Annotated in this window: 9 protein-coding genes and 1 pseudogene; 6 read left to right on the top strand and 4 right to left on the bottom strand. The window is 47.7% G+C overall.

Annotation, left to right across the window (positions count from 1 at the left end; translation table 11 throughout):
- The first annotated feature begins 22 nt into the window (after positions 1-22).
- The gene (locus L4D19_RS18495; RefSeq protein WP_428453695.1) at positions 23-1438 is read left to right on the top strand and encodes an MATE family efflux transporter; all 1416 of its coding nucleotides are present in this window, start codon (positions 23-25) and stop codon (positions 1436-1438) included.
- Between the two features lie 105 nt (positions 1439-1543).
- On the opposite strand, the gene L4D19_RS18490 is transcribed toward L4D19_RS18495, so the two are convergent.
- A complete protein-coding gene (locus L4D19_RS18490) occupies positions 1544-1948 on the bottom strand; it encodes an SPOR domain-containing protein (RefSeq protein WP_160649172.1) in 405 nt (134 codons plus the stop codon).
- 263 nt (positions 1949-2211) lie between these two features.
- Between L4D19_RS18490 and L4D19_RS18485 the strand changes: the two genes are divergently transcribed.
- Positions 2212-2595 (top strand): LexA family protein, encoded by a 384-nt coding sequence (locus L4D19_RS18485; protein WP_160649173.1) that lies wholly within the window; start codon positions 2212-2214, stop codon positions 2593-2595.
- 5 nt (positions 2596-2600) lie between these two features.
- On the top strand, positions 2601-3905 hold the full coding sequence (locus L4D19_RS18480; protein WP_428453694.1) for a Y-family DNA polymerase: 1305 nt from the start codon (positions 2601-2603) through the stop codon (positions 3903-3905).
- Between the two features lie 71 nt (positions 3906-3976).
- Here the strand turns inward: L4D19_RS18480 and L4D19_RS18475 are convergent, their stop codons facing one another.
- Positions 3977-5209, bottom strand: a complete 1233-nt coding sequence (locus L4D19_RS18475) for a serine/threonine protein kinase (RefSeq protein WP_428453693.1) — start codon at positions 5207-5209, stop codon at positions 3977-3979.
- 486 nt (positions 5210-5695) lie between these two features.
- On the opposite strand from L4D19_RS18475, the gene L4D19_RS18470 reads away from it, so the two are divergent.
- Positions 5696-6610 carry a helix-turn-helix domain-containing protein gene (locus L4D19_RS18470; RefSeq protein WP_428453692.1) on the top strand — a complete coding sequence of 305 codons (915 nt, stop codon included), beginning with the start codon at positions 5696-5698 and terminating at the stop codon, positions 6608-6610.
- A gap of 81 nt (positions 6611-6691) precedes the next feature.
- Here the strand turns inward: L4D19_RS18470 and L4D19_RS18465 are convergent, their stop codons facing one another.
- Together L4D19_RS18465 and L4D19_RS18460 are read right to left on the bottom strand one after the other, a co-directional pair.
- On the bottom strand, positions 6692-8152 hold the full coding sequence (locus L4D19_RS18465; RefSeq protein WP_428453691.1) for a sodium:solute symporter family protein: 1461 nt from the start codon (positions 8150-8152) through the stop codon (positions 6692-6694).
- 12 nt (positions 8153-8164) lie between these two features.
- Positions 8165-9100 (bottom strand): DMT family transporter, encoded by a 936-nt coding sequence (locus L4D19_RS18460; protein ID WP_428453690.1) that lies wholly within the window; start codon positions 9098-9100, stop codon positions 8165-8167.
- Positions 9101-9457: 357 nt separating this feature from the next.
- Here L4D19_RS18460 and L4D19_RS18455 point away from each other — a divergent pair.
- Together L4D19_RS18455 and L4D19_RS18450 are read left to right on the top strand one after the other, a co-directional pair.
- Positions 9458-9584, top strand: a pseudogene (locus L4D19_RS18455) (IS6 family transposase); the annotation flags it as partial.
- Between the two features lie 34 nt (positions 9585-9618).
- Positions 9619-12336 (top strand): cation-transporting P-type ATPase, encoded by a 2718-nt coding sequence (locus L4D19_RS18450; protein WP_428453689.1) that lies wholly within the window; start codon positions 9619-9621, stop codon positions 12334-12336.
- Positions 12337-12405: the final 69 nt, after the last annotated feature.

The following is a 12405-nucleotide window of genomic DNA, read 5'->3' as shown; positions in this document are numbered from 1 at the left end:
CTCATAACACTAAGGGGATTTTATGAAGAAACTGGTTAGCCTGGCTGTACCGCTCATCATTTCACAGCTGGTTGCCCAAATGTTGGTTTTTACCGATGTCTGGATGATGGCTCAGCTCAGTATTATGGCGATTGCCGGCGGTGGTCTTGGGGCTACGGTCTACTCAATTGTTTTTATTATTGCCGGTAGTACCGTAGGGTGCGTAGCCAACTTAATTGCAATTGCCTATGGTAAGCGAGCAAGGCAACCGGAAGTTGGTGATGCCGAAGTGCGTTCTTCCCTTAAAGGCGGGCTGTTACTGGCCTTGATCCTGACTGTCGCCCTGCAKCCGGTATTTTTCATGATGCATGCTCCTCTGCTGATGGCGAAGCAGGATCCGCAGGCGGTTGTTCTGGCGATGGACTACCTTGATGCTCTGAAATGGTCGATGTTGCCCACTTTGGTTTTGCTGGTATTGCGTAGTCTGGTAAGTGCCTTTGGTGATACGCGGTCGGTGATGATTATGTCGGTGGCAACCGTTGTGCTTAATGTGCCGCTCAGTTACTTGTTTGCCTTCCACTGGGAAATGGGACTGGCTGGTTTGGGCTACGGCACCTCGTTGGCTGCCTTTATCATCATGCTGGGGTACAGCTACTGGGTGTTCAGCCATTCTAAGTACAGCAACTATAACCCGTTGCACAAGCTGCATGAATACCGCCTTGGTACTATGGTACCGCTGCTGGGAATTGGTGTGCCGATCATGATAGCGACTATGCTTGAGCATGCTTTATTCTCGGGAGCTGCTTTGTTGGCAGGTACATTAGGGGCTGTCTCTCTGGCTATACACCAAATTGCGATGCAATGCCTAAACCTGTCATGGAACATTGCGTTCGGTCTTTCTCAGGCTGCGTCGATTCTGGTTAGTCAGCATGTCGGCAGTAAGGAGCCGTCGCTTGTTCGTCGTTACGCGCTGCTGGGTTTGTTTACGGTAACGGCAACCAGTGCAGTGATTGGTGTGCTGGTTAGCGTGTGGCCGGAATTCCTGACTCAGGTATTTAGCGTTGAAGGTGACGAGTTGGCGACAGAGCTGGTTGCGGCATTACCAAGCGTGATGATCATGGTTGCCCTGTGTTTTGTTGTCGACGCCTGGCAGCTGGCCGCAATCAGTATTTTGCGCGGCATGAAAGTGGTGATTGGTCCGACGATTTCAACGGTCATTGGCTACTGGTTCATTGGTTTGCCAGCGGCGTGGTTGTTAATGAAGCAAATGGGGCTGGAAGGTGTGTGGGCCGGTTTGGGGATTGGACTGGCAGCAACAGGTATTATGCTGGTGATACTTCTGTTCAGGCATTTAACTCACTTCGAACGTCTGGTCAGGAAAGAGCAGCAGGCACAAGGCATTATCGAAAAAGAAAACGACGAGGCCGTTGCTTCCGGACAGTCGGCGTTACTGACTTAACTTCACGATAAGCTGTTATAAGCAATCAAGAAAAAGCCGGAATTATTTCCGGCTTTTTCTTGCGCGAAGTATATCGGCGCGAGGTACAGAGATAGCTATTGGGGCTTAGCGCATCCGAAATACATCGGTTTGTTTATCGTTTTGTACTTCAGCAAAGCTTCGCACGAAAGGGCCTTGTTGGCGTATTTGCGGCGGCAGGCTGTCAATGACTCGTTTGGCCTCGTCCTTAGTGGCAAAGTCACCGTATATCACGGCGTACCAGCGATTGCCCAAACTGTGCTTCCAGTTTACCCATATAGGATCCTGGCCTTTGATCTCGCGAATATAGTTTCGGATATCACGCTCTTCACTGAGAGCCAGTACCTGAATAGTAAAACGGTTAGGATCCAGGTGACCATAAGCCTCCTGCGTAGTCATTGCCCCGACACACTGACTTTCAGTGTGGGTCGTCTGTGTGGTCGAACAGCCCGCAATAAATAGTAACGCCACTAACGCAACAATCTTATGCATCCAATGTCTCCTATAGTTTTCATATTCATCAGATATCTTTTCTAGGCGGCAAGTTTATCAAGAAGCTAAACAATTGATGCATAAAACTAAACCTTGCGATTTGTTTGCTGTTTTTTGCGTCATATCGTGTATGAAAACTCATCAATTTCCGGCACTTGCCTAAATACTGTGCATCCATCCAGAAAATACACAGCGTAATAGTGACTATTCTATCCAGTCTCGATTAAACTGTATATACATACAGTATTTTTAGTGAGTGAAATATGGCGGTCTTACCTGTTTTTTTAGAGTCGGTAAAATGCGGATTTCCGTCTCCGGCAGACGGACATCAGGAAGATCTCGATTTGGATGATTATCTGATCCGTAATCCTAATGCGACCTTCTTTCTTCGTGCTTCCGGTGACTCCATGGTCGGTGCCGGTATCTATGATGGTGATTTGCTGGTTGTCGATCGGGCCGAGACCGTGGTTCCCGGACGAATTGTGATTGCCCGCATTTATGACGAGTTTACCTGTAAGCGTGTCGTACGCCATGACAATAACTGGTGGCTAAAGGCGGAAAATGCCAACTATAAGCCATTCCCCATGCCGGAAGACTCCGAGATCTTTGGGGTTGTTACCCGTAATATCCATAACTTGATGGATTAACAACAATGGCCAAAGACTTTGAGGGCTACCAGAATCAGGTATGGGCGTTGGTTGATGCAAAAAGCTTCTATAGCAGCTGTGAGCAACTCTTTGATCCGGCGTTAGCTAATAAACCCGTTGTGGTGCTATCGAATAATGACGGTTGCTGTGTTGCCTTGTCCGCGCAGGCGAAGGCGTTGGGTATCAAGCGGGGCGCGCCCTGGTTCAAAGTAGAGCGAGAGGCTCGAAAGCTGGGCGTTCAGGTCAGAAGCTCGAATTATACCTTGTATGCAGATATGAGCCGCCGCTTCATCGAGGAGCTCTATCAGTTCTCTCCCCACGTTGAGCAGTATTCCATTGACGAAGCCTTTGTTCGCCTGGACGGTATGGAGCATCGTGGCCTAACCGGCTATGGGCAGGAGTTGCGGGATACCATCCAGACAAATATTGGTTTGCCGGTACGTGTCGGCATCGGGGCTACCCCTACGTTGGCTAAATTAGGCAACGAGGTAGCCAAGCGATACGAAGACCGTGTTAATGGCGTGATTGAGATTGATAGCGACTATAAGCGCCGTTGGTTGCTGGAACGAACCGATATTCAGTCTGTCTGGGGAATAGGCGCCAAAACAGCAACACGACTGCGCACGACGGGGATTGATAATGCGCTGCAGTTGGCAGAGAAAAATTCAGCCGATATGCGTCGGTTATGGAATGTTGGTTTGGCCCGTACAGTACTGGAATTACAGGGGATTGCCTGCATTTCACCCGGTGACATTGATGAAAAAAGAAAGCAGATATTATCCAGCCGAAGCTTTGGTGTCGGTATTAGCAAGCTCGATGAGCTGAAAGCAGCTTTGGCTTTTCATTGCCAGCGAGCAGGGGAGAAGCTGCGACAACAAGGGAGTCAGGCAAATATTGTCAGTGTTTTCTTGCGGACAAATCGCTATAAGAATCTTCCTCAGCACAATAAAACCTGTGTTCGAACACTGGCATGCCCGAGTCAGGATTCCTATAAGTTTTTGGCATCGGCATTAGAGCAGCTGGATTGTGTGTACAAGCCAGGGTTTGAATACCAGAAAATAGGGGTGATCCTGGATGACCTGACGGATGCCCAAAATGATAACTTTCAGCTCGATATGTTTGATACCAGCGCGCTGGAAGAAATGAAACGGCGAGATTTGATGGCCATTACGGATAGGGTGAATGCCCGGTTTAAGAACGGTATCAAACCGGCTTCGGTGATCGGTTCAACCAATTGGCATATGCGCCAGGCTTTCCGGTCGAATCGCTGGACCACAAGGTTGAATGAGCTACAAGTTGCCAAGTGCTGAAGGTAGAGTGTTTTTATAGCAATAAAAAAATGGCTTCCGAAGAAGCCATTGAACTTACTAATAAATGACGACTAGTATTCCCAGTGCTCGATACTATGAGCGCCAGAGAATTGGTTAGCGAAGTAATCTTCGCACGTGCCCTCACGCCATACATCGGCGGTTGCGCAGTGGAGGCCGCCTCCGAAGGCATAAGCATCACGTAGGTCTACTGGAATAACCTCAAAGCCAAGCTTATCAAATTGTTCCATTTGTCCGGTTTCGGATGCCTCGACACAAACTGTATTATGGTCAAGGATCAAGGTATTCATCGATAGCCAAGTGCTTGAGTAGCAAAGTGGCGGTGGATTATCCCATGCAGGGTTGACTGCCTCGACGATTTCCCAGTCATTTTTCTCAAAGATTTCTCGCTGGCCTTTGAATAGCGGACGGTGCGGGTTGAGTAGCATCAAGCCAGGGCGAAGCGGACAGAAGGTCGCATCAATGTGAATCGGGTGGTTGTCTTCAAAACTCAAGGTGTGAACACGATAGCCTTGTGGCTCATATTTACGCTTGATCCAGCGAATACCGGCGAGGTTAGTGGTAAGACCGTGTTGAACAAAGATATCTTTACCCAGGCGCATAACATCTGCGGCATCAAAAAGAATATCGGTTTCTTTGGTGCTGTATTCTTTGCGTAGCGAACGTGCCAGGGTCTCATCGTCGGTCAAGTGCTCATAGGCTGCAACATAATCCATGCGGAAGCTGTCGTCAGACAGACGTGGACGCGGTGCTTGTTCGATCAGGCACTCTGGATCGGACTCGAAGTATTCACGAAGCAAATCGACATAAGCTAGATATTCAAAGTAACGGCTACGGAAGCTCATTGGGGCCATAAGGATACTTTTACCCATGGTCAGCAAGCAATCTCGTGGTGGCATGACGCCAAATCCAGAACTGATCGTGAAATCAGGCGTGGTAATACGTTGATGCCAATCAACGGCTCCCGGGCGGTCAACAATAATATTGCGATCTTCTAAGATCTTTGCAAAGCCATTGAGGCATTCGTTTGCACGGTCGATAGACTCTTGGGTACGGCGACCTGCTTTGCTGCCCCGCATTGGAGAATCGGCTGGAATCTTTTCATTACTGGCCGGGCAAGCTTCGGGAATATGCTGGTTATCGGCAATGCCAACAATAACGTGACGAAGTGGATCGAAATCATTATATGATTCAACATGCAGGCCTTGTCTTACATAAGGTACGCCAGAGTCTTTTCTTTCTAGTGGTAAAGAGGCATTTGGATATAGATCATTAGAAATACTCATTACAAATCTCCAATAGAATGAATATACATAGTGGAATAACGTTTCCATATGTTATTAATGTGTTCACTTATTATTTAGGTGATAGACTCAGCGGAAATAGCGAGTGAGTGAAATTATTAATAACGTTTCTACTTCTTTTGTTTGATGAGCAATATTGTTTGCTGCTCTTCAATGACATTAATATCGCGCTAAAATCATTCTTTTAATAGTCATTTAATGCCAATAACTGACAGTTTTATGCCAAGTGTTGTTTTATTAAATGAAAGTGCTGTCATTGTTGATATAGAAAGAAAATGTTGAATTAATCTGCATAAAACCACACAAATTATTCATTCTAAGCATACAAGGTAATTTGGTTTATTATGCCGAGCAGGCAACGCATAAGTGTAATTTATCGCCGTGTGGTATCACATTTTTAAACTGATTGATTGGTGTTCGCTTTAGCCTCGGGTGAAGATGGAAAAGTATGAGAAGGGAGGTACGATCATGTGTCAACGTGTTATTGCCAATACCCCAAAGTTTCTGATGTTCGACTTACAAAAAGTAGAAGAAACAGAGCATATGATATTTGGGGCCGACTATATATTGATACGCCCTAAAACGGCTGGATGCACATTACACCTGGCGAATACTCATGATAGGTTGAGGGTAGGACAACTGGTATTACTGGCACCTTTCAATCCATTCCGGCTATCGCTCGAGCAAAATCAGGGCAAAGATCCGACCGATTGTGATGTACTGCATTTTCGTTTAAATGCGCTGGGGCAAACGTTTGTTGATAGTGTTCAGTTTTATACCATCAAAACCATGCTTGAGCAGTCTCGAAACGGTGTGTTGTTTGAAGGTGAAGGAATCTCCGGTATCAATGATATTTTAGATTGTATGGAGAATACTTTTGAGTTCTCTCAGGTGCTTAACTTACTGGGTTTACTCGAAAAATTATCGAAGCTTACCCCAAAATGCTACCTGACTGATAACAGCTTTGAGATCAGTAATATTAAGCGTACTGAAAACCGGGTACAGATTGCTCAGGAATATATCGCGAATAATCTTGCGGAGCCATTATCTGTTGCAATGGTGGCAGAACAACTTCATATGGCAGACAGTACTTTTTCACGTTTTTTCCATGCCAACCTAGGTGTGACTTTTCGTCAATATGTGATTGAGCAGCGAGTCAAGCAAGCTGCAAGGTATTTAGTATCGACAGACTGGACTATTGCACATATAGGTTCTGAGGTGGGATTCTCGTCATTGTCGAATTTTAACTCAAAGTTTAAAAGCTTATTGCGTGTTACCCCCAGAGAGTACCGTGCAAGTCATATTGATATGCGAAAGGATATAGCGAATAGCCGTGCAGTTGAAGGGCAGATACAAAAACAACTTACTGAAGCTATGATGTGATCCTATATAGAATTTGAAGTGTTGAGAAAATAATTGAATAAAGTAAAGAGAATAGTCATATGGCTATTCTCTTTAATATTATTAATGGGAGGAAACTGAGATGATTGAATGTTGGCGGCTAAAGATTTTGGCAACTAACCAATAGGTACTGCATGCAAATAATGATGAGTACATTGGTGCTTCTACCCAACCTAAATTGAATTGCAAGAATAATAGGCAACCAGAGCCAAAGCCGACAATCATCGATGATAGGGCGGCATATATATTGGCTGGAATAAATTGTGCCAGTAATGTAGGGGCAACCAGTGCTGCCATTAAGGTTCCAGACCCTAAAATAGCTAACATCGAGAGCATGAACGGTGGTGCAAACATCATAATGATAAAACCTGCAATGCCCAGTAACCAGACGGCACCGCGGTTTAATATCAATAATGACTGCTCTGATAACTTGCAGTCAGGCCAAATTGCCTGGCGTAAGTCATGTGAGACCGACCCTGCAATAGCGTGCAATACGGAGTTAGCTGTTGATTTCATGGCAAACAGGATAAACAGTGTGACAACAGCTGACACAGAGGGTGAGAGGAAGAGCGTCAGGAAGGTTGGCATGGCTTCATCGGGTGTTGCCAGCCCGGGCACTTTTAAACGGGTATATAATCCTGCCAACGGCACCAAACTAAGCAAACAGGCAATGGGTGTCATGTAAGCGGCAACATGGTGAAGCTTAGTGGTTTTCGCTAGAGCCATAAACCGAACTGACATATAGGGCAGGGTTGCACTATAAATGAAAGCATAAGGCAGCACCATGAGAACATGCCAGACCGTTGAACCATAAGGGCCGGAATCGGTGGGGGCGAGTAACTCTGGGTCAATGTTATTTAAGCCCGAGATAAGTTCGCTAGGTGATATATCAGCAAAAATAGTGACTACAATTATCAAAGCCGACACACACATCCCCACAATCATAAAGGCATCGGTGAAGGCCACCGCGGCCAGGCCACCAATGGAAGTATAAATAATAATAATGCCGACCATTAACAATGCGGCGGATTCTCTATCTATCCCTAGCCATTGCCCGGCGAGTAGCCCGAGTGCTTTGATTTGCCCAACCAAGAAAACCAATAACAAGATTATTGTTATCATGGCCGCAAAGGCTTGGGTGAATCGTTTGACCGGGGCAGGCCCCTGATGACTTCGTGCGATATATTCGGGGATGGTTAAGCTGCCCATATCTTGTGCTTTTTGATGTAAAAAACGGGCGCAAAAGAGGACAGCAAATACCATGGCTGGCGCGAAGAAGAAGTTGCCGAGCAATTCAATCGCGCCATATTTATAGGCAACGCCAGGAGAGCCCATAAATCCCCACCCTGAGAACCCTGTTGCAACTATTGTCGCGGCACCAATGAAAGGTCCCAGGCAGTTGGCGGCGAGTAGGAAGCCGCCTTCGCCATCGCGGGTTTTCATGATTTTATTGCTATACTGTGCGAGTCCTACCATGATGATCACCGTCACCACGAGGAGCGCCCAGTTTAATGAGGTGATCATAGTAGCCTCCGCTTAATGCTCTGGTTGTGCATTTTTGATAGCGGTGCGCTTTTTTGTCATGCTAATGACAATCTCACCCATACCCCCACCAATGACTAAGATGCCCCCAAGCGTTTGGAGTACGGTGAGTGACTCGCCAAACATGGCGATACCGATGCCTGCACCAACCACAGTTTCAAGGTAAGACACACAAGCTAATTCTGCTGCCTTTAGGTGTTTGGCTGCAATTGTCAGCAGGGTTAACGCCCCAAAGCCGATAAAGAAACCCATTGAAATTAGCCAAATCCAAGAGCTGGTGTTCATTTCTGCTAATGAAGGTGGCTTGACAACAAAGCATACCCCAATGGCAACGGCGCCAAATAAGAAGTTAAAGAAAGAGCGAGAATCAGAGCTTACATCAGTGCGATAGCGGCTGAAAAATAGATACAAGCCATAGCCGACACCTGATGCAAGCCCTAACATATCACCGATGAAATTCTCTTTCGAAAATGAGAGCGAGACAGTTAATCCGTCGGTAGCATTATAATTAATGATCCCGATAATAAACAAACACCCGATAAATACAGCAGTTAGCAATGCAGCGGTGAGTTTAGATATTTTCTCTTTGAGAAAGATAGCGGCCAAAATGGTGGAGAAGACTGGGCCGGTATATATCAGGAACACGGCATTAGCCAAAGTAGTGTACTGCGTTGAAGAGACATATGCCGCTAAGCAAAGGCCTAAACAGGCACCACTGGCAATAACAGTTGGTGATAGTTTGGTCGCTTTAATTAGTGAGCTTTTTCCCTGGTAGAACATTAGGCCAAAAATACATATAGCTCCGACGGTCATACGGGTGAATGCAATAACATCGCCACTGGTATTAATATTTCGGGCAAATAATCCGACGCACCCCATTAAGGCGGCGGAGACTATCATAGTGGAATAGCCCAAAGTTTTGGTGTTCATGACTTACTCCTTTGATTATTGTCGTCAGGTTGGTCACACAGCATTCCACCTCCAGTGATCTGGTAATAGCCATATACCAGTGCTACCACTACACATAGAATTGCGTTAGCGACTATGAATGCATCAATTGACCAATATCCTGTGATCATCTTCATTCCCTTTTTCAAGGTGCAATAAGCAACATACTGCGGTGAACTGTTTGGTATGTTGTTGTTGATATTTATATTGATTGAGCCGTGGGGTGATAACTAGCCAAAACCTGCCGTCTACTTGCTGATTACTGCTCAATAGAATGAAACTGTGAAGGAAGAGAACTTGAATGACTGATGTGATATAGGCAGAGTTGAGAACCGTTAAGTGACCAACTCATTCAAATGGAAACATTTTCTAGTGCATTCATTGGTATGGCTCTACCTTGATGAGCTACGCTAATCTCAGTGACATGTTGGCCGAGCGTGGTGAATCTGCAAGGCAAAGGACTCTTTGTATTCAATCGTTGGTTTTTCGGAACATAGGCAATGAACAAAGTCATCGATAAAAAGCTAGAGAATAACTGGCACGCCGAGGCCATCAATACCGTGTTGGATACGTTGCATGTCGATGCGGATGGTCTCTCTCGGGACGAGGCCGCAGCTCGACTCGAAACCTGCGGACCGAATCGCTTACCGGAGCCTGTAAAGCGTAGCTCTATTGTTCGCTTTCTTCGCCATTTTCACAATATTCTTATCTATGTGCTCTTGGCCTCAGCAGTAATTACGGCATCGCTGGAGCATATAGTCGATACGTTGGTTATTTTGACCGTGGTTGTCGCCAACGCGGCCATCGGCTTCGTGCAGGAAGGCAAAGCGGAGAAGGCGATGGACGCCATCCGCCGGATGCTCGCCCTTAAGGCTTCCGTGGTGCGTGACGGAAACCGCCGCTTGATTGAAGGCGAAAGACTGGTTCCGGGAGACATTGTCTTGTTGGAGGCGGGGGACAAGGTGCCTGCCGATCTGCGCCTACTTAAGGCGCATGGCCTTAAGATCCAGGAATCGATCATCACTGGTGAATCTGTACCCGTCGAGAAGGGAACACCGCAAGTGACCGCCGATGCGTCTCTTGGCGATAGGATATGCATGGCGTATAGCGGCACGCTGGTAACCAGTGGACTCGGCAGAGGCGTCGTCGTAGCAACGGGCTGTGATACTGAGATTGGCCGCATCAGCGGTATGCTTTCCACTGTCGAGACACTTACCACTCCGCTTGTGCAGCAGATGAACGTGTTTGCGCGGTGGCTCACCGTACTCATTTTGCTTATTGCTACGACACTTCTCGTATTCGGGTATTTCGTCCAACATTTCGCGTTCTCCGAAATGTTCATGGCGGTCGTGGGACTGTCAGTCGCCGCCATACCCGAGGGCTTACCCGCGGTCTTAACAATCACGCTGGCCGTGGGTGTCCAGGCGATGGCGCGGCGCCGTGCCATCGTCCGGCGATTGCCCGCCATAGAAACGCTAGGTTCAGTATCGGTGATCTGCAGTGATAAGACTGGCACCTTGACGCGTAATGAGATGATGGTCGCATCCGTTGTAACGCAAGCGCATATCTTCTCGTTGGAAGGGGCAGGATATGAACCAAGAGGGATCATCAAACTCAATGACGCCACCGTGAGCGCGCGCGAACATGTGATTCTCGAAGAACTTGGCCGTTCGGCTGCGTTGTGCAACGATGCATCGCTGCATGAACGTGACGGCGTGTGGATCGTCGAAGGTGATCCAATGGAGGGCGCCTTACTGGCTTTATCCGGCAAGATTGACATGGATATTAACGAAGAACTTGCGGGATGGACGCGCACGGATGCTATCCCCTTTGATGCCAAGCATCGTTTCATGGCAACTCTCAACCACGACCATGAAAACAACGCGTTTATTTCCGTCAAAGGCGCACCAGAGCAGATCCTCTCCATGTGTAACGAGCAGAAAACCGTTTTCGACGGAACCGAACCTCTTGACACCGACTATTGGTACGAGAAAGCCGAATGCATTGCTGAACAAGGCCAGCGTGTGCTGGCTTTCGCGGTCAAGCCGGTTCCGCCAAAACACACTATCCTCGAATTTGTTGATGTCGAGGATGGGTTAATATTACTCGGCCTGGTCGGGCTGCTCGATCCACCGCGCCCAGAAGCTATCGAAGCCGTCGCAGAATGCCAAGGCGCGGGAATACGCGTGAAAATGATCACCGGGGATCACAGGGGAACAGTCGCCGCTATCGGCAGGCAAATCGGGCTACAAAACCCCGATGCGGTGCTGACCGGCTCTGATATTGATGGCATGGACGATTCTGCGCTCACCGCCGCCATTCTCGAAACCGATATATTCGCCCGCACAAGTCCCGAACACAAGCTCAGGTTGGTAATGGCGTTGCAGTTACACGGCTTGTCCGTCGCTATGACCGGAGACGGGGTAAACGATGCGCCTGCGCTCAAACGTGCCGATGTGGGCATTGCTATGGGCATGAAAGGCAGCGAGGCGGCTAAGGAAGCCTCAGAGTTTGTTCTGGCAGATGACAATTTTGCCTCGATAGTTGCCGCAGTACGAGAGGGGCGAACGGTCTACGACAACATCAAGAAAGTCATCAGTTGGACTCTACCGACCAATGCAGGTGAAGCTTTGACAATCGTTGTCGCACTGCTTTTCGGCATGACCCTGCCGATTACCCCAATACAGATCCTCTGGGTCAACCTGATCACCGCTATCACGTTGGGTATCGCTTTGGCATTTGAGCCGACGGAGGCGGACACCATGAATCGACCGCCGAGACCAAAGAACGAACCGCTTCTTACCGGAGAACTGGCATGGCATATCGTGCTGGTGTCGGTGCTATTCCTTGGTGGCGTATTTGGCATGTTCACCTATGCGGTAGACCGGGGTTATTCGCTCGAACTAGCGCGCACCATTGCACTGAACACGCTGGTCGTTATGGAGATATTTCACCTGTTCTTTATTCGAAACATCTACGGCACATCGCTCACATGGATGGCAGTGCGCGGTACGAAGGTGGTTTGGTCTACGGTCATCGGCGTTACCGTTGCTCAGTTCGCCATTACCTTCTTACCGCCACTTCAGGAGTTGTTCGGTACCCGGACCGTACCTTTTTTCGACGGAGTGCTTATCGTCGGCGTGGGTGTCATGTTGTTCGCGATCATCGAAACCGAAAAGCAGCTTCGTCTGCGTTTGCATGAATTGCGAGCAATGTGAGGTGAGTGTCTTACGTACTTATAATAAAAGCGGTTATATTTTCATTAACTTATAACCATTTTGAATTTT

This window comes from Photobacterium kasasachensis, assembly GCF_050336885.1.
GTDB classification, from domain to species: Bacteria; Pseudomonadota; Gammaproteobacteria; order Enterobacterales; family Vibrionaceae; genus Photobacterium; species Photobacterium kasasachensis.
This window is presented reverse-complemented; position numbering and strand designations above follow the sequence as displayed.